Origin of the sequence: Mumia sp. zg.B53, assembly GCF_019550935.1 — a bacterium.
Lineage (GTDB): Bacteria > Actinomycetota > Actinomycetes > Propionibacteriales > Nocardioidaceae > Mumia.
In genome coordinates this window covers 276,560-293,924 of record NZ_JAHWCK010000001.1, presented here as the reverse complement: position 1 = coordinate 293,924, position 17,365 = coordinate 276,560, and the positions used below count along the sequence as shown (strand labels likewise).

The following is a 17,365-nucleotide window of genomic DNA, read 5'->3' as shown; positions in this document are numbered from 1 at the left end:
CCTCACCCCGCGTCGAGCGGCGGCGCCCATCTTGGTCGGCGGATGAGACAGAACGGGTGACCAGCCGGGTCGGCGTAGACGTCGTCCTCCAGGTGGTGCGCCCCCAGGGCGACGACACGCGCGCCCGCGGCAGCGACGTCCTCCACCATGACGTCCACGTGCATCTGCTGCGGGACGGCAGGGTCCGGCCAGGTCGGGTCCGGCAGGTCCGCCGCGCGCTGGAACGCCATGCCCGATGTCTCCTCGTCCGCGGACACGACGACGAAGTCACCGTCGTCGTAGGTCACGGGGTCGCCGAGCACGGCAGACCAGAACGCCGCCGCGACCTGCGGGTCGGTGGCGTCGATCACCAGATGGTGCCGTCGGCCGATCACACCAGCAGCCTAAGCCCGCCGCGGCGTCGTGCGGAGGACGTGGGAAGCAGCCGCATTCGGGTACCACCGCAGGAACGGACGATCCCGAGCCGACCTGGGAGGTTGCCATGCACACCCTCGACATCGTGCCAGGCGTGCACCGCCTGGCGCGCGGCTCCACGGCCTGCTACCTCGTGGAGACCGACGACCAGATCCTGCTGGTCGACGCCGGGCTGCCAGCCTTCTGGTCCGATCTTGCCGAGGCGCTGAAGGCCCTGGGCCGGACCCCCGACGACGTGCGGCACGTCCTCCTGACGCACGGCCACTTCGACCACGTGGGCATCGCCCGCAGGCTCGAGAAGTCCGGCGCGCAGGTCTGGGTGCACCGCGGAGACCAGCGGATCGCCGAGCACCCCTACCGGTACGAGCCGGGACGGCCACGCCTCACCTACCCGATCCGTCACCCCCGCTCGCTCCCCCACCTGGCGTCGCTGGTGGGCGCAGGGGCGCTGTGGGTGCAGGGCGTGGACGCACCGGGGGTCTACGACGACCCCATGCCGTTCGGGGACGTCCTCACGATCGTGCCGACGCCGGGGCACACCGACGGGCACGTCGCGATCGTCCTCCCCGACCACGACGCGGTGATCACCGGCGACGCGCTCGTGACGCTCGACCCGTACACCGGCAGGACCGGTCCGTGCATCGTCGCCCAGGCCGGAACTCACGACGCCGAGCAGGCGCTGCAGTCGCTCGACGCGATCGGCGCGAGCGGGATGCGTACGGTGCTGCCGGGACACGGGGAGGTCTGGCGTGACGGCGCAGAGGCGGCAGCCTGGAAGGCACGTCTGCGACCGGTTCCCTGAACCACGCCACGCCACGCCACCGCGATCGCCAGGTCGTGCGACGCACTCGCGCCGCACGACCTGCGTGTCAGGGGGTGGGCGGCGTGACGAGGTTCAGGTCAGGGATGTCAGGCACGTCCGGCATCTCCGGCCTGCTTCCCGCGTCCATGGCGATGTCGTCGACCTTCCAGGTCGAGCCGTCCTTGACGAGCTGGAGCGTCTGGTCGACGGGCGTGCCGGCCAGCGTGAGCGCGACCGCCACCGTGGCCTTGTCGCCGTCGATCGTGGTGTCCTTGACGTCGAACGTCGCTGCCTGGAGCGCGTCGAGCATGCCGCCCTCGCCGTCGCCCTCCTTCTCGAGCGCCTTCTTGCACTTGTCGGCGCCCTCCCCGTCGCGGAAGTTGTCGGTCGTCACGGCGACGATGGCGTCGCAGTCACGGTCCTTGATGGCGTCGATGAAGCTCTGCGTGGCATCCTCCGGCGTCGACGCGCTGGCGCCTCCACCACCGTCTCGCATCAGGAAGAACGCGACGCCGATGATTGCGGCGACAGCGACCACGCCGCCGATGATGGCGATGAGCCTGCCGGTGCCCTTCTTGCCGCCCTGCGGCGCGTTGGGCGGGAGGTACTGCGGCTGCTGACCGTAGGGCGGCTGGCCCTGGCCGTACGGCGCCTGCCCCTGGTAGGACTGCTGGCCCTGGCCGTACTGCTGCTGGCCGTAGGTCGGTTGCTGGTACGGCGGCTGCTGACCGTAGGTGGGCTGCTGGCCGTACGGCTGCTGGGGTTGACCGTACGGGGGCTGCTGACCGTACGGGGGCTGTCCCTGCGGCGGCTGCTGGGGGTACGGGGGCTGCGGGCCGTCGTTGGACGGCGGGCCGGACCACTGATCGCTCACGGCGATACCGTACGCGATCGGAAGGCCAGGCGGACCCGCTTCTCGGCGGCGCTCTCAGGCTCGGCGCACCATCGACGGAAGGCCTCCCACGGCGGCGACGCCGAGGGCCGAACGCGGCTCGTACCCGACCCTCCACAGGCCACCGTGCGCTGCTCCGTCGGTGAACAGCTGCTCGGGATGCTCCCGCGCTTCGGTCGCCGCGTGGAGGTCGTGGACGAGGAGTGCCGCCATCAGCACGCGGGTGGTCGCCGGCTCGAAGATCTCCACGCCGAAGTGCCGTGCGCCGCCGTAGGCGGCTGCGAGCAACCGGTTCTTGGTCACCGACCGTGTCCACGTCGCCGGGGCGACGTTGAAGGACACCCGCTGGCCGCAGTCCTCGGCGACGACGCCGCGCCAGCGCTGGATCCGCTTCGCCATCGCGTAGTTGGGGCCCTGTTGCGGGACGAGGATGTCGGCCACGCCGGTGCCGTCGGGAAGGACGGTGGAGTAGTTGGGCACGAAGAGCCTTCCTCGGCTCACGACGCGCAACGGGGCCTGCAACCAGCGGACGGGCCCGCGGTCCTGGTACGCGCGAGCGCTCGCCTGGACGACGTCCCGGGGGACGACGAACGCGTCCGTCGGCGTCGCCAGATAGGCGAGGGCGGTGTCCGGGTCGTCGTCGGTGAGCCGCGTCGCGACGACGTCGGCCGCCGCGGTGACGGCGACGTGGGCACCCCCGTCGGCGTAGGCGTACATGCCGACGACCAGCGCACTGCCCGCCGCCCGGGTCCGGAGCCAGGCCAGCACGTCTCCGGTCTGCGTGACCAGGTCCGCGCCCGGCGCACCGTCCGGCCCCACCGGGTGCGCGACCGTCCCGGCCCCGCTCTCGGCCAGGGAGCGGACCCGGTCCCAGATGGACGGTGACGACCTGTCGACGGCGAGGACGTCGGCGCCCCATGCCACCAACGGCTCCAAGGGGCCCATCTCCGCGCCGGCGCCGAGCAGGGCCACCCGGCGTCCTGGGAGCGACAACCACTCCGGATGGGCGATCACCTGCTCGATCGCGGTCACGAAGGACTCCTCGACCACGCCCGCGTCACGCCATCGCCGGAGCTGCTCTCGCAGCCGGTCCCCGTGCAGGCTCGACCCGCCGTACGGGACGGCGAGCTCGCGCACCGGCGAGGAGGTGCCGCGCACGACCTCGGTCGCCAACGGCGTCGCGCGCGGCTCTGGGCCCCACTCCTCCAGCGGGACGTCACCGGAGGGGGCGGCGGCCACCATCCGGCCGCGCATCGAGGCCACTCCCCCGTGCGCCAGGGCGAGCGCTGCCTTCGACGACTCGGCCGAGGCCGCCGTCACGCGTCCGACGAGCGGCACGTAGTCGGAGCGCCACGAGTGCGCCGATTCGATGTCCGCGGCGAGCTCAGGGTCGATCTCGCGCGCAGCGTCGGCGAGGATCGCCCGGACCGTCGGGGTGGTCGGGCGGCGGCCGTCCACGGAGGGGAACGTGATCTCGGTCTGAGGATGGGAGTGCACACCCCCAGTATCCGAGGATCCCCTCATGTTTTGTCCAGTGCCCCCCGGACAACATCGGCGAGGACCCCGATCCCGTCGCTGATGACACCCGGCGCAGGGGCCGCGTACCCGAGCAGTCAGCGCCTTCTGGGCGCACGCAGCGGCGGGATGGGCGAGGCGACTTCCTCGGACTCCGGCACGGGCAGGACCCCGAGGATGCGGCGAAGGCTCACCACGACGGCGGCTCCCGGGAAGGAGGTCTCGCCGTGGTCCGCCGTGTCGCGCACGAGCACCGAGAGTCTCTCGACGCCCACCGCCAACGGCTGGACGTCGCTGCCCTGGATCGGTTCGTCTCCGACCAGCCTGCGGACGACCGACGCCAGCTCGTCGAGAGTGTCCGCCACGCTCTGCGCCGCCTCTCCGCCGAGGCGCAGCCACGGGCGCGGCGACGCTTGGACCTCGCCGAGCATGTACGTCAGGTTCTCCACCAGCGCCGCGACCCGCTCGACGACCTCGGCGTCGGCCCGTCGACGCCCGACATGGTCGCGCCACCGGCGGGCACGAAGGTTGCCCCGAAGAGAGTCGTCGAGCGCGAGAAAGCTCTCGCGCAGCCGGAGCGCGTCCGGGAACACCTCACGGGCCACCTCCAGCCAGGCCTGCTCAGGGTCGGCGGTCTGCCCCCGCAGGACCTTCGCCATCCCCTCGAGCTGCTCCGAGACGTCGGCGGCGACAGAGTCGAGGTGACGCCGCGCGATCCGCGCGGGGATAGGTGGCAGCGCGAGGGTGAGGGCCAGTCCGACCGCTGCCCCCAGGGACACCTGACCAACGAGTCCCGAGACGAAGTCGGACGTGTCGATGTTGCCCAGGATGTAGGTGAACAGTGCTGCCGTGATGACCCAGCTGCGTCCGTCGCCCAGGCGGTCCCAGCCGGCGAGGATCACGGCGACCAGGACGAGCAGGCCGATGGCCGCCCAGCCCGGCACCGGGAGCACGTGGAACACGGCGCCGACGCCTGCGCCCATGACCAGAGCGACGAAGATCTGCACCGACTCCCGCACCGAGCCGGCCACGCTCGGGTGGACGGCGAGCACCGCACCCATGGGGGCGTAGTAGGCGTAGTCGCCGATCGGGCTCGGCAGGAGGTTGCCGAGCTGCCACGCCACCGCCGCCGCGATCGCGGCCTTGACGGCGATGTGCAGACGGGACCCGAGAAGTGGGTCGGTGCTCGCCGTCGAACGCGTGAAACCCATTCGGACGAGGCTAGCCGGGGGGTGGTGAGATCAACGGGTCGGCGACGCGTCGTCTCCGCGGTCTCCGCGCGCCCGGTGCTCGGCGGCACCGGCCATCGTCGCGGCCTCGCGGTCGACCAGTGCCCGGTAGTGGGCCCCTCCCATCGCCGCCACCAGCCGCGACAGCGGCCCGGACTGCTCCATCGCGAGCTCGAGCCGCGAGGTCCCCTGGCCTCTCGGCACCACCCGGTGGATGCCGTCGGTCCTGATGCCGAGGACCGACGACCGCCAGGTGAAGGCCGTGCCGTCCTCGACCTCGGTCACGGTCCAGCTCATCGAGCGGATGCCTGGCTGCCGTACGACGTAGCGCTGACCGACGACCAGCTCGCCGTCTCCCACCGGGGCCACCTTGATGAAGCTGTCCGAGATCAGCGGCCACTGCGACGGATCGGCGACGACCGACCACAGGACCTCGGCGGGCGCCTCGACGTCCACCTGCACGTCGTACCTCACGCGAACGACCACCACGCCACGCCGACGCAGATCACGAGCATCCCCACGGCGTTGAGGAAGAGGTTGCGACCGAGGTCGTGGGCGCGGATGTGCGCCGTGATCGCGGCGAGGAAGTAGCCCACGAGCGCCAGCGTCGTCACCAGCCCGAGGTAGGGGATCCAGATCCCGGCGATGAGACCGGCGGCCGCGGCGAGCTTGAGCGGCGTCAGCACCGGCCACCAGCGGCGCGGGAAACGGACGTCGGCGAGGCAATCGCGCACGAAGGCCAACGGCTTCACGCAGAAGACGGCGTCCGCGAGCTGGATAACAGCGAGCACGACCACGGGCCATACGGGGTCAGGAAGGGCACTCATGCCCGCTCCTCTCTCTGACGTCTGCGGTAGGCGGCCACGCGGGCACGACCTGAGCAATAGTCCGAACAGTATCGCCGCGGGCGACCACGGGGACCGTCGATCCACACGTCGACACACTCATCGTCAGCACAGGTGCCGATCGCGTCGGCACCACGGTCGGCGAGCACGTCGCGGATGGTGCGGAGAGCGGCCACCAGCAGGCGGTCGGCGGGGCGGGCGGCGACCCAGCGGTCCTCGACGCGCCCGTCGCTGAGGCCGAGGCGGACCGATGCGCCGGCGTCGGTGAGCAGACGGTCGAGCCGACGCACCCGCTCGTCGGGTGTGCCGGCAGCGAAGACGGGCTGGAGGAGGTCGGCCGTACGGACGAGGTCGGCGTGGCCGGCCCCCGACCATCCGAGCTCGGATGCGTCGGGGAACGGCTGCTCGGACTCGCCCGCCTCGGCGCGGGCCGCCGTGCCCCACTCGTTGACGAGCATGGCGACGGACTCGGGTGCGAGGGTGAGCACCCGAAAACCGTAACAGAAATGTCGCCCATTAGCGTTACGGTAAGGAGATGTTAGATCCCGCCGTGCTGCCCGCGTTCGTCGTCGCGGTGCTCGTCGTGACCATCGCGCCGGGCCCCGACAACACCTACATCGCCGCCGTGGCCCTCCGCCACGGACCCCGCGCCGGCGTGGTGTCCGCTCTCGGGATGGCCTGCGGCATGGTCGTCCACGTCGTGGCGGCCGCACTGGGCCTCGCCGCGCTCCTTCGCCTCAACCCCGAGATCATCACCGTCATCCAGCTCGTCGGCGCCGCCTACCTCATCTGGCTCGCGGTCGACACTGTTCGAGGACTGCGCAGCACGTCCGAGGCAGAGGTCGTCCCCCAGACGGGGACCGTGCTCGTCCGGGCGACCGTCACCAACCTCACCAACCCGAAGGTCATCCTCTTCTTCGCGGCGTTCCTCCCTGGCTTCGTGGTCCCCGGGCACGGCTCCACCGTGGCGCAGATGCTCACCCTGGGGACGGTGTTCCTGGTCGTGGGCCTGATCTGCGACACCGTCATCGGCCTCACCGCCGGGCGTCTCGGTCGCGCGCTCGACTCTCGCGGGCGGGCCGGCACCGCGCTCGGCGTGCTGGCCGCGTGCGTGTACGCCGTGCTCGCCCTGATCCTCCTCGTCGAGGCGTTCCGTACGCTCGCGTCGTGACCGTTCACCCGCTCTGGAGCCCGTACGAGCAACCCACTCAGCACGAGACAGACCAGGCCTTCGTCTCCGGGAGCGAGCCCCGCACGGCTGGTCCGATCGAGGTCGTGCCCTACGACCCAGAGTGGCCCGCGACGTTCGAGCGGGTCGCTGCGTCGATCCGCGAGGCGCTCCAGGGCCGGGAGCTCGACCTCCAGCACGTCGGCTCCACCTCGGTCCCCGGTCTCCCGGCGAAACCCGTCATCGACGTCGACCTGGTCCTCGCCGACCCGGCGGCCGAGGACACCTACGTGCCGGCCCTCGAACGCCGCGGCTACGTGCTGCGGGTGCGAGAGCCGTGGTGGCAGGGGCACCGCATGCTCCGTCACGAACGCCCGGCGGTGAACCTGCACGTCTTCGGGCCCGACGCCGTCGAGCCGCGACGCCACCGGTTGTTCCGTGACTGGTTGCGCAGGGCCGGCGACGACCGGGCGGCGTACGCAGCGCTCAAGACCGACCTGTCGGGCCGCTCGCTGCAGCGGATGTCGGAGTACAACGCGGCGAAGTCGGCGCTGGTCTACGAGATCTACGAGCACGCGTTCCTCGCCGACGTCGACCATCCCCACGATCCGCAGCCGATCGACTAGGCCGTCCCCTCACTGCGCAGCTCGCCGATGGTCCGGCGCGTCCGCTCCGTGGACGGGTCCGGCTCGCCGAGACCGATCGCCGTCATCGTGAGCACGCGCCACCCCGGTGCCACCTCGAGCGAGGCTTCGAGCGCCTCCAGGCCGAAGGCCCGGAACTGGCGGCACGCCAAGCCCATCGCGTGCGCCTGGATCGTCATGTGCGCGACCGCCTGACCCAGGTCGTACTCGGCGAACTCGGAGTACTGCAGGCCGCTGTCGCCCACCTCGTGACGGGCGAGGTTGACGACGAGCGCACTGGCGTCCGGCGCCCAGCGTCGCGAGCTCGCGGCCAGGTGCTCGACGAGCAGGTCGTGCCCGGCCTCGTAGCGGCGGCGGAGGTGGAACGCCCAGGGCTGGGAGTTTCCGGCCGACGGCGCCCACCGCGCCGCTTCGAGCAGCGCCTCCACGTCGAGGTCGGAGAGGGTGTGGCTCCGGTCGAACGCCATCGGGCTGAACCGTTCACGCAGCGCAGGGAGGATCTCCGGCGGTCGCACCTCTGTCTCCTCTCTGCCGCGTGGCACCTCGGGTCGTAGGGCTAGACCGGCAGCAGCCGGCCGACGAGCCGCGAGAGCTGATCGACGGTGCGGCACTCGTGCATGTCGACGATCTGCGCGTACGCCGGCGCGACCGAGTCGCCCAGCCCCCACCGGCTCTCGTGCTCGGGATTGAGCCAGAACGTGCGGCGGGCACGAGCCACCACGTCACGCAGCGCGTCTAGGTCCGGATCCAGGTTGTTGGTGCGGGCGTCCCCCAGGATCAGCACGCTCGTACGGGGACCGACGACGTTGCCGTACCGGCTGACGAACGAACGCAGCGCCCGCCCGTAATCGCTCGAGGGGTGCCAGGGCGCGACGTTCGCGCTCGACGAGATGCGCTCAGCCAAAGCCGCCGGGTCCGACTCCCCGGAGGTGACGAGCTCGGTGACCTCGTCGGTGTGGTTGACGAACGCGAACACGCGCACCTTGCTGAACTGGTCGCGCAACGCCTGCACCAGAAGCATCGTGAACCCAGCGAACCCCGCCACCGACCCCGACACGTCGCAGAGCAGCACCAGCTCGGGCCGGGCCTTGCGCCGGTGCTCGAAGACCGGTTGCAGCGGCACCCCGCCGTACGACATCGACCGCCGCAGCGTCCGCCGGATGTCGACCTGACCGCGGTTGCGGCGTCGTCGTCGCGCCGACAGACGCGTGGCCAGGCGCCGTGCGAGCGGCTGGACGGCGCGGCGCAGCTCCAGCACCTGCGCCCGGTTGGCGGCGAGGAACTCGACCTGGCTGGCGTCGGGCCGGACGGCATAGCGCGCGACCCGCTCGCGCCCTCGGACCTCGGCCGTACGACGGCTGGCCTCGGACTGGACGAGCTCACGGAAACGCTCGACGTCGCGGCGCACCTCGTCACGGTCGAGCCGCTCGGCGAAGCCCTCGGTGCTCCCCCGTCGTGCCAGCGCCCTCACGATCGCGGTCTGCGGGCGCAGCTGCTCGAGGGTCTGGCGCGCCGACCAGCCGGATCCTGCCATGCCGGGACCGTCCGCACCCTGGACGGCCCCGAGCGCGTCGACCGCGGCCGCGGCGACCTCGTTCAGCGCCCCGCCACTCCCCCGCGCCAGGGCGTCGACGAGATCCTCACGAAGCTCCGCAACCGTCGGCGGCTCGGACGAGCGGTCCTCGCCGGCACCGGTCGCGCGGGTCTGCGTCTCCTCACGCACCGACTCGCGCCCACCGACGCCGACCGGGAAGTAGACGTCGAAGACGGCGTCGAACACCCGACGCTGCCCCGACCGCCGCAGCAACGCCGCGGCGAGCCCTTCGCGCAGGAGGGCACGGTCGGCGAGCGACAGCACCTCCATCACCCGGGCGGCGTCGACGGTCTCGCTGGTGCCCACGACCATGCCGTGGCCGCGCAGCGACTCCACCATCGCGACGAGCCGCCCAGGGAGTGAGCCGGTCTCTCCCGACCCGACGCTCATCTGCGCCCGTCCGCCTCGTCGAGCTGCAGGTGCGCCCTTGCACGGGCGACGTCGTCGGTGTGCTTCAGCAGGACGCCCAGCGTCTCGTCCACGACCGCCTCGTCGAGCGAGTTCGCGCCGAGTGCGAGGAGCGTCCGGGCCCAGTCGATGGTCTCCGACACCGACGGCGCCTTGCGCAGGTCGATCCGCCGGAGGGCGTTGACCACCCTCACCAGTGACACCGCGAGCGCCTCGTCGACGGCGGGGACGCGCGTACGGACGATCCGCTCCTCGAGCTCAGGCTCGGGGAAGTCGATGTGCAGGAAGAGGCAGCGCCGCCGGAGCGCCTCACTGAGCTCCCGCGTCGCGTTGGAGGTAAGTACCGTGAACGGCGCGTGACGGGCGGTGAGAGTCCCCAGCTCAGGCACCGTGATCGCGTAGTCGCTGAGCACCTCCAGGAGGAGGCCCTCGATCTCGAGGTCGGCCTTGTCGACCTCGTCGATCAGCAGAGTGCTCGGCTCGTCGGAACGGATGGCCTGGAGCAGGGGTCGAGCGAGCAGGAACTCGTCGGTGAAGATGTCGTCGCGGGTCGCGTCCCAGGTCTCGCCGCGACCGGCGGTGATGCGCAGCAGCTGCTTGGCGTGGTTCCACTCGTAGAGGGCCCGGGCCTCGTCGACGCCCTCGTAGCACTGCAGCCGCACCAGCCCGGCTCCCGTCGCCCCGGCCACGGCGCGGGCCAGCTCGGTCTTGCCGACGCCCGCGGGCCCCTCGACGAGCAGCGGCTTGTCGAGCCGGTCGGCGAGGAAGACGGTGGTCGCGACGGACGTGGACGCGAGATAGCCGAGGGCAGCGAGCCGCTCGGTCACGTCGTCGACGGAGGAGAAGCGTTCGCTCACCCGCTCACCCTACGTGGGTCGCCGGTCAGAGCAGCTGCGAGACCGCGTGGATGGTGACGCCCGCCAGAGCGCCGACCACGGTGCCGTTGATCCGGATGAACTGCAGGTCGCGGCCGACGTGCAGCTCGATCTTGCGGGACGCTTCCTTGCCGTCCCAGCGGTTCACCGTCTCCGAGATCACCGTGGCGATCTCGCTGCCGTAGTTGGTGACGACGAACGCCGCGGTGTCGCTCATCATGCGGTCCAGGCGAGCCTGGAGCTCGGGCTCGGCGGCGACGCGCTCGCCCGTCTCGCACAGGAGCGCGACCATGCGGGTGCGCAGCATGCCCGCGGACTCGTCGAGCGAGTCGAGGAGGGCGTGCCGCAGCCCGCTCCACAGCGCCACCGCCACGTCGACGACCTGCGGCTGGGACAGGATCCGCTCCTTGAGAGCCTCGGCCCGGGCCTGGGTGTCCGGATCCTGCTCCAGGTCGCCGGCGAGCGAGACAAGGAAGGCGTCGAGCGACTGCCGGACGCTGTGGTCGGGGTCGGTACGGACGTCGTCGACCCACGACAGAGCCTCGCGATACATCCGGGTGGAGATCCTTCCGTCCACCCAGTGCGGGGTCCACCAGGGGGCCCGCTCGGCGACCATGCTCTCGACGGCCTCCTGGTTGTCGACGAGCCAGCGGTGCATCTCCTCCGCCGCGATGTCGACCAGCCCGTGATGGGCGCCGTCGCGGACGATCTCGCCGAGAGCCTGGCCGACGGCGGGGCTGAGCTGCTCAGCCTTGAGGCGGGGCACGATGACCTCGCGGACGATGGCCGCCACGTCGTCGTCGCTGATGCGCGACAGCCCGTCACGCAAGACCCGCGACCCGATGTCGACGATGCGCCGAGCGTGGACCGGATCGGCGAGCCAGCTGCCGACGCGCAGGCTGATCCGTGCTGCCTCGACGCGCTCGCGGACCACCGGCTCGTTGAGGAAGTTGTCAGAGACGAACTCCTGGAGGCTCTCGCCGAGCGCGTCCTTGCGGCGCGGGATCAGTGCCGTGTGCGGGATCGGGAGGCCCATGGGGTGCTTGAAGATCGCCGTCACCGCGAACCAGTCCGCGATCGCACCCACCATCGCCGCCTCGGCGCCGGCGTTGACGTAGCCCAGCGCGCCCGACTCGCCGTGCGTCAGCGCATAGATCACCGCCGCCACGACCAGCAGCCCGGTGGCGAGCGTGCGCATACGACGCAACCCGCGTCGACGCACCTCGTCCGAACCCCCGAGAGATGACGGCACGGTGAAGCCGACGGTGCTCAACTCGCTCACCGCTGCACTGTAGCCGGGCCAGTCCTGCCCAGTCCGATGGCGGGGAAGCCCTCCCCCGGCGACCGGATCGTGCGGCCGCCCGGCCCTACACTCCGACCATGACGTTCAACGAAGGCGCCAGTCTCGACACGAGCCAGGTGCGCAGCGGCGGTTCCAACCGGGGTGGCGCGCTCATCGGCGGTGGTGCGGGTTCGATCATCCTGTTCCTCATCGCGACCTTCCTCGGGGTCAACCCGTTCGACCAGGGCGGTTCGGCGGGCGCCTTCGACACGTCTCAGGTCGAGCAGTCCGGCACGCAGGCCGACTTCTCCGAGTGCAAGACCGGGGCCGATGCGAACCGCGACGACACGTGCCGCGTGATCGGCACCGTGAACAGCGTCCAGGACTACTGGCGTGACGCGCTCCCGGCCGACGCGAACCGCCAGTACCGCGACGCGTACACCGTCCTCTACTCCGGTCAGACCCAGTCGGGCTGCGGCGCGGCGAGCAGTGACGTCGGGCCGTTCTACTGCCCGTCCGACGAGCAGGTCTACATCGACACGTCGTTCTTCGACGACCTCACGACGCGGTTCGGCGCCGACGACGGTGCGCTGGCCCAGATGTACGTCGTGGCCCACGAGTACGGTCACCACGTCCAGAACCTGCTCGGCGTCCTCAAGTACTCCCAGGAGGACCCGCAGGGCGCGAAGTCGGGCGCGGTCCGGGTCGAGCTGATGGCCGACTGCCTCGCCGGCGTCTGGGCCAACCATGCAGCGACGACTCAGGACGAGCAGGGCACCACCCTCATCAAGCCGCTCACGAAGGCCGACATCGCGTCTGCGCTGTCGGCCGCCGCAGCGGTGGGTGACGATCGCATCCAGAAGTCGGCCACCGGCCGCGTCGACCCGGAGAGCTGGACCCACGGCTCGGCCGAGCAGCGTCAGCGCTGGTTCATGACCGGATACGAGAAGGGCGACGTCAACTCCTGCGACACGCTGTCCGCGCGCAGGCTGTGACGCCGTGATGCCGTGACGCTCACGTTCCCCGGACCCCTGGTCCCGGCTCCCGACCCCGTAGCGGCGCCGCAGAAGCGGCTGCTGAGCACCGAGGTCTGGATCGTCCTGCTGCTGTCGCTGCTGCAGTCGGCGGTCTACGCCACGGTCTCCCTGGTGGCGAAGCTGACGCGTGGACCGCTGGCCGACCAGTCGGCGACACTCAACTCGTCTCGGAGCGACCGGCCCTGGCTCGACCTGACCTACCAGCTCCTCGGCATCGGCTTCGCCCTGGTGCCGGTCGCACTGGTCCTCTATCTCCTCGTGCGCTCGAGCGACGCTCCCCGTCGCGTCCTCGGCATCGGACGAGGCACAGCCGCGGGTGACGCCGGCTGGGGCGTCGGGCTCGCCGCGCTCATCGGGATCCCCGGGCTCGGCCTCTACTTCGTGGGCCGGGAGCTCGGGATCACCGCGACCATCGTGCCCAGCGGTCTCGACGAGCACTGGTGGCGCGTGCCGGTGCTGATCCTCTCCGCCCTCATGAACTCGGTGCTGGAGGAGGTCATCGTCGTCGGATACCTCATGTGGCGGCTGACCCAGCTGGGGTGGAACCGGTGGTCGGTGCTCGCGGCCAGCGCTGCCCTCCGAGCCTCGTACCACCTCTATCAGGGGATCGGGCCGGCGATCGGCAACGCGGTGATGGGTATCGTGTTCGGGTACTGGTACCAGCGGACAGGGCGCATCGTGCCGCTGGTGATCGCCCACGCGGTGATCGACATCGTCGCGTTCGTCGGGTACGCCCTGCTCAAGGACGCACTCGACCTTCCCTAGGGGTTCTCGGATGACCGTCGGCGAGCTGCGCACGCGGCTGCGCGAGGTGACGCTGCGCGACGAGCGACGGCTCCGGCGACGGCTCGACCGCGCAGCGTCCCAGCGCGACGCCGCTCGACGCACCGAGCAGCTCGCCGACGTCGAGAAGGACGTGGCCGCGGCGGAGGCACGGGCGGCCGCTCGCCGGGCGTCGGTCCCCGACCTCGACTTCCCGCCCGAGCTGCCGGTCACCGAGCGTCGTGACGACATCGCGGCCGCCATCGCCGACCACCAGGTCGTCGTCGTCGCCGGCGCCACCGGCTCCGGCAAGACGACCCAGCTGCCCAAGATCCTGCTCGGCCTCGGTCGCGGTGTCCGCGGGACCATCGCACACACCCAGCCCCGCCGCATCGCCGCCCGCAGCGTCGCCGCCCGGATCGCGGAGGAGACCCGGACGACGCTCGGCGAGACCGTCGGGTACGCCGTCCGGTTCGACGACCGCTCCGGTCCCAGCACGCTCGTCCGGGTGATGACCGACGGTGTCCTCCTGGCCGAGATCCACGACGACCCGATGCTGCTCCGCTACGACACGATCGTGGTCGACGAGGCGCACGAGCGGTCCTTGACCATCGACTTCCTGCTCGGCTACCTCCGTCGACTCCTCCCCCGTCGTCCCGACCTCAAGGTCGTCATCACCTCCGCGACCATCGACCCCGAGCGCTTCGCGGCCCACTTCGCGGCGCCCGACGGCAGCCCCGCACCGATCATCGAGGTGAGCGGACGGACGTACCCGGTCGAGGTCCGCTACCGTCCGCCCTCGGAGCGCGCCGACGCCGGGTCCGGCGACGTCCTCGCCGCGATCGGCGACGCCGTCGACGAGCTGGGCCGGGAGTCCGACGGCGACGTCCTCGTCTTCCTCTCCGGGGAGCGCGAGATCCGCGACACCGCCGACATGCTCCGCGAGCGCAAGCTCCGCCGCACCGAGATCCTCCCGTTGTACGGCCGGCTGTCCGCGGCCGAGCAGCACAAGGTCTTCGAGCCCCACACCGGGCGCCGGATCGTACTCGCCACCAACGTGGCCGAGACGTCGCTGACGGTCCCCGGCATCCGCTACGTCGTCGACCCCGGGACTGCCCGCATCTCCCGCTACAGCCAGCGTCTCAAGGTGCAGCGGCTGCCGATCGAGCCGATCTCCCAGGCCAGCGCGAGCCAGCGGGCCGGCCGTTCCGGGCGCACGTCGGACGGCATCTGCATCCGGCTCTACTCGGAGGAGGACTTCGCGTCGCGTCCGGAGTTCACCGACCCGGAGATCCTGCGGACCAACCTCGCGTCGGTGCTGCTGCAGATGGCCTCGCTCGACCTGGGGCCGGTCGAGGACTTCCCGTTCCTCGACCCGCCCGACCGCCGCGCGGTGCGCGATGGCGTCGGCCTCCTCGAGGAGCTCGGGGCGCTGAGCGACGGCGCACGGGGCATGCGGAGCTCGCTCACCACCGTCGGGCGACAGGTCGCCGCGTTCCCGCTCGATCCCCGGCTGGCGCGGATGCTGGTCGCCGCCTCGTCGTACGGGGTGCTGCGCGAGATGCTCGTCATCGTCTCGGCGCTGTCCATCCAGGACCCGCGCGAACGCCCGCTCGAGGCGCAGCAGCAGGCCGACACCAAGCATGCGCGGTTCGCCGACCCGACCTCGGACTTCCTCGCCTATCTGAACCTGTGGAACTACCTCCGCGAGCAGCGCCGTGAGCTGTCCGGCAACGCCTTCCGCCGGACGGTGCGCGAGGAGTACCTGCACTACGTCCGCATCCGCGAGTGGCAGGACGTGCACGCGATGCTGCGCGACCAGTGCCGTGGTCTCGGACTCGACCTGGGCCAGTCCGACGGACCTCCTGCCGACCCCGACCGCATCCACGCGGCGGCGCTCGCCGGGCTGCTGTCGCACATCGGCCTGCGCGAGGGCGAGACCCGTGACTACCTCGGCGCCCGCAACGGCAGGTTCGCGATCTTCCCCGGATCAGGGCTCGCCAAGAAGCCGCCCCAGTGGGTCGTCGCTGCCGAGCTCGTCGAGACGTCGCGGCTGTGGGCCCGCACCGTCGCCAAGGTCGAGCCCGCGTGGATCGAGCGGGAGGGCGCCCACCTTCTCAAGCGCACCTACTCCGAGCCGCACTGGTCGCGGCGCCGAGGGGCGGTCATGGCGCACGAGCGGGTCACCCTGTACGGCGTGCCGGTCGTCGCCGACCGGCTGGTCTCGTACGGGCCGATCGACCGGGAGGTGGCGCGCGAGCTCTTCATCCGGCACGCGCTTGTGCAGGGCGAGTGGAGCACGCACCACGCCTTCTGGACCCACAACGCCGAGGTCATCGCCGAGATCGAGGGCCTGGAGGACCGGGTCCGCCGACGCGACATCCGCGTCGACGACGAGACCCTGTTCGCGTTCTACGACAACCGGGTCGGGGCCGACGTCGTCTCGGTGCGCCACTTCGACACGTGGTGGAAGAAGGCGCGACGACGCACGCCCGACCTCCTCGACCTCACTCCCGACGACCTCGTGCGCGACGACGCCGGTGACGTGGCGCTCGAGGCGTACCCCACGACGTGGGAGTCCGCGGGCATCGACCTGCCGCTATCGTACGCCTTCGAGCCCGAGAGTGACGTCGACGGTGTCACGGTCGACGTCCCGCTCGAGCGGCTCGCCGATCTCGACGAGACGGCCTTCCTGTGGGGTGTCCCCGGCTACCGCCAGGAGCTCGTGACGGCACTGCTGCGCGGGCTCCCAAAGGACGTACGACGGCGGCTCGTGCCCGCACCGGATGTGGCCCGCCGGCTGCTGGCGCTCCCCCTGGACACGACGCTCCCGGTGGCGGAGGCGATGTCGGCAGGCATCCGGACCCTCAACGGCGATGTCGTCGCGCCCGGCACGTTCGATCTCGCCTCGCTCCCCCGGCACCTGAGAGTCACGTTCCGGGTGCGGGACGGCGAGGCGGAGATCGCCCGCGGCAAGGATCTGGACGCGCTGCGAGCCGAGTTGCGCCCCCGCCTCGGCCGTACGATCTCCGCGGCCTCGAGCAACCTCGAGCGCACCGGCATCATGGCGTGGGACCTCGGCACGATCCCGACCGAGGTGACGTCGGTGAGCCGCGGGCACGAGGTCACGGCCTACCCGGCGCTGGTCGACCGCGGCACCCACGTCGACCTCCGGGTCTTCGCCTCCGCCCGGCACGCCGAGATCGCGACGCGGCAGGGCGTACGCCGTCTGCTGGCGTTGAACGTCCCGTCGCCGGCCGCGCAGGTGTCGAAGGACCTCGGGACCCGCACCCTGCTGGTGCTGGCCGGTTCGCCGTACCGCAGCACGTCCCTGCTGATGGCCGACTGCGTCCTGGCAGGGATCGACGCGGTCACCGGCCGTGCTGTCGTCCGCGACGCCGAGACGTTCGGGCTGCTGCGTGAGCAGGTGCGTTCCGAGCTGTACGCCCAGACCTCGGCCGTGGCGCGTGAGGTGGAGCGGGTGATCTCCGACCTGGGATCCCTGCGGTCCGAGCTCGACGAGGCCCGCCGGACCAAGCCGGAGATCGTGCGCGACGTCGAGGTGCAGCTGTCGTGGCTGGTCTTCGACGGGTTCGTGTCCGAGACCGGGCTCGAGCAGCTGCGTCACGTGCCTCGCTATCTCCGTGCCGCCGCGTTCCGGGTCCAGCACGCGACGGACCGCGGCGAGGAGGAGAACCGCCACATCGTCCAGGACCTCGAGGCACGGTTCTATGAGGCGGTCGAAGCGCTTCCTGACATCGAGCGGCAGTCCGACGCGGTGGCGGCGGCTCGCTGGGCACTCGAAGAGCTGCGGGTCAGCCTCTTCGCGCAGCGTCTGCGTACCGCGGCCTCGGTCTCACCGAAGCGGGTCACGAAGCTCATCTCCGCCCTGAGGTGA

The 17,365-nt window shown here is 71.4% G+C and carries 17 protein-coding genes; 6 read left to right on the top strand and 11 right to left on the bottom strand.

Annotation, left to right across the window (positions count from 1 at the left end):
• Positions 1-2: 2 nt before the first annotated feature.
• A complete protein-coding gene (locus tag KV102_RS01420) occupies positions 3-374 on the bottom strand; it encodes a VOC family protein (protein WP_308290198.1) in 372 nt (123 codons plus the stop codon).
• 107 nt (positions 375-481) lie between these two features.
• Between KV102_RS01420 and KV102_RS01415 the strand changes: the two genes are divergently transcribed.
• The gene (locus KV102_RS01415; RefSeq protein ID WP_220345081.1) at positions 482-1,216 is read left to right on the top strand and encodes an MBL fold metallo-hydrolase; all 735 of its coding nucleotides are present in this window, start codon (positions 482-484) and stop codon (positions 1,214-1,216) included.
• Positions 1,217-1,283: 67 nt separating this feature from the next.
• Here KV102_RS01415 and KV102_RS19435 read toward each other — a convergent pair whose 3' ends face one another.
• From KV102_RS19435 to KV102_RS01385, 6 genes are all read right to left on the bottom strand, one after another.
• On the bottom strand, positions 1,284-2,090 hold the full coding sequence (locus tag KV102_RS19435; RefSeq protein ID WP_220345080.1) for a DUF4878 domain-containing protein: 807 nt from the start codon (positions 2,088-2,090) through the stop codon (positions 1,284-1,286).
• 54 nt (positions 2,091-2,144) lie between these two features.
• A complete protein-coding gene (locus tag KV102_RS01405) occupies positions 2,145-3,605 on the bottom strand; it encodes a hypothetical protein (RefSeq protein WP_220345079.1) in 1,461 nt (486 codons plus the stop codon).
• A gap of 116 nt (positions 3,606-3,721) precedes the next feature.
• Positions 3,722-4,834 (bottom strand): aromatic acid exporter family protein, encoded by a 1,113-nt coding sequence (locus KV102_RS01400; RefSeq protein WP_220345078.1) that lies wholly within the window; start codon positions 4,832-4,834, stop codon positions 3,722-3,724.
• 30 nt (positions 4,835-4,864) lie between these two features.
• Positions 4,865-5,326 carry an SRPBCC family protein gene (locus KV102_RS01395; RefSeq protein ID WP_220345077.1) on the bottom strand — a complete coding sequence of 154 codons (462 nt, stop codon included), beginning with the start codon at positions 5,324-5,326 and terminating at the stop codon, positions 4,865-4,867.
• Complete coding sequence (locus KV102_RS01390; RefSeq protein WP_220341657.1) at positions 5,323-5,679, bottom strand: DoxX family protein; 357 nt, start codon at positions 5,677-5,679, stop codon at positions 5,323-5,325. The genes KV102_RS01395 and KV102_RS01390 overlap by 4 nt, the downstream gene beginning before the upstream one ends.
• On the bottom strand, positions 5,676-6,185 hold the full coding sequence (locus tag KV102_RS01385) for a CGNR zinc finger domain-containing protein (RefSeq protein ID WP_220341656.1): 510 nt from the start codon (positions 6,183-6,185) through the stop codon (positions 5,676-5,678). The genes KV102_RS01390 and KV102_RS01385 overlap by 4 nt, the downstream gene beginning before the upstream one ends.
• Before the next feature lie 47 nt (positions 6,186-6,232).
• Between KV102_RS01385 and KV102_RS01380 the strand changes: the two genes are divergently transcribed.
• Together KV102_RS01380 and KV102_RS01375 are read left to right on the top strand one after the other, a co-directional pair.
• Positions 6,233-6,868 (top strand): LysE family translocator, encoded by a 636-nt coding sequence (locus KV102_RS01380; RefSeq protein ID WP_220345076.1) that lies wholly within the window; start codon positions 6,233-6,235, stop codon positions 6,866-6,868.
• Complete coding sequence (locus KV102_RS01375; protein ID WP_220345075.1) at positions 6,865-7,491, top strand: GrpB family protein; 627 nt, start codon at positions 6,865-6,867, stop codon at positions 7,489-7,491. The genes KV102_RS01380 and KV102_RS01375 overlap by 4 nt, the downstream gene beginning before the upstream one ends.
• Here the strand turns inward: KV102_RS01375 and KV102_RS01370 are convergent.
• Genes KV102_RS01370 through KV102_RS01355 form a run of 4 tightly spaced genes read right to left on the bottom strand, consistent with a single transcriptional unit; the run spans position 7,488 to position 11,668 of the window.
• Positions 7,488-8,024 carry a nitroreductase family protein gene (locus KV102_RS01370; protein WP_308290197.1) on the bottom strand — a complete coding sequence of 179 codons (537 nt, stop codon included), beginning with the start codon at positions 8,022-8,024 and terminating at the stop codon, positions 7,488-7,490. The genes KV102_RS01375 and KV102_RS01370 overlap by 4 nt on opposite strands.
• 41 nt (positions 8,025-8,065) lie before the next feature.
• On the bottom strand, positions 8,066-9,493 hold the full coding sequence (locus KV102_RS01365) for a VWA domain-containing protein (RefSeq protein WP_220345074.1): 1,428 nt from the start codon (positions 9,491-9,493) through the stop codon (positions 8,066-8,068).
• Complete coding sequence (locus KV102_RS01360; RefSeq protein ID WP_220345073.1) at positions 9,490-10,368, bottom strand: MoxR family ATPase; 879 nt, start codon at positions 10,366-10,368, stop codon at positions 9,490-9,492. The genes KV102_RS01365 and KV102_RS01360 overlap by 4 nt, the downstream gene beginning before the upstream one ends.
• A 25-nt stretch (positions 10,369-10,393) precedes the next feature.
• Positions 10,394-11,668 carry a DUF445 domain-containing protein gene (locus KV102_RS01355; RefSeq protein WP_308290196.1) on the bottom strand — a complete coding sequence of 425 codons (1,275 nt, stop codon included), beginning with the start codon at positions 11,666-11,668 and terminating at the stop codon, positions 10,394-10,396.
• A gap of 98 nt (positions 11,669-11,766) precedes the next feature.
• Between KV102_RS01355 and KV102_RS01350 the strand changes: the two genes are divergently transcribed.
• The 3 genes from KV102_RS01350 to hrpA are packed head-to-tail and all read left to right on the top strand — an operon-like array spanning position 11,767 to position 17,365.
• The gene (locus KV102_RS01350) at positions 11,767-12,663 is read left to right on the top strand and encodes a neutral zinc metallopeptidase (RefSeq protein ID WP_220345072.1); all 897 of its coding nucleotides are present in this window, start codon (positions 11,767-11,769) and stop codon (positions 12,661-12,663) included.
• A 12-nt stretch (positions 12,664-12,675) separates the two neighbouring features.
• Complete coding sequence (locus tag KV102_RS01345) at positions 12,676-13,470, top strand: CPBP family intramembrane glutamic endopeptidase (RefSeq protein ID WP_308290195.1); 795 nt, start codon at positions 12,676-12,678, stop codon at positions 13,468-13,470.
• Between the two features lie 10 nt (positions 13,471-13,480).
• The gene (hrpA, locus tag KV102_RS01340) at positions 13,481-17,365 is read left to right on the top strand and encodes an ATP-dependent RNA helicase HrpA (protein ID WP_220345071.1); all 3,885 of its coding nucleotides are present in this window, start codon (positions 13,481-13,483) and stop codon (positions 17,363-17,365) included.

What these genes read in the sequence shown, in the direction of transcription:
- KV102_RS01415 (WP_220345081.1), top strand. Translation starts at nt 482, where the DNA reads ATGCACACCCTCGACATCGTGCCAGGCGTGCACCGCCTGGCGCGCGGC.
- KV102_RS01400 (WP_220345078.1), bottom strand. Translation starts at nt 4,834, where the DNA reads ATGGGTTTCACGCGTTCGACGGCGAGCACCGACCCACTTCTCGGGTCC.
- KV102_RS01390 (WP_220341657.1), bottom strand. Translation starts at nt 5,679, where the DNA reads ATGAGTGCCCTTCCTGACCCCGTATGGCCCGTGGTCGTGCTCGCTGTT.
- KV102_RS01380 (WP_220345076.1), top strand. Translation starts at nt 6,233, where the DNA reads ATGTTAGATCCCGCCGTGCTGCCCGCGTTCGTCGTCGCGGTGCTCGTC.
- KV102_RS01365 (WP_220345074.1), bottom strand. Translation starts at nt 9,493, where the DNA reads ATGAGCGTCGGGTCGGGAGAGACCGGCTCACTCCCTGGGCGGCTCGTC.
- KV102_RS01350 (WP_220345072.1), top strand. Translation starts at nt 11,767, where the DNA reads ATGACGTTCAACGAAGGCGCCAGTCTCGACACGAGCCAGGTGCGCAGC.
- hrpA (WP_220345071.1), top strand. Translation starts at nt 13,481, where the DNA reads ATGACCGTCGGCGAGCTGCGCACGCGGCTGCGCGAGGTGACGCTGCGC.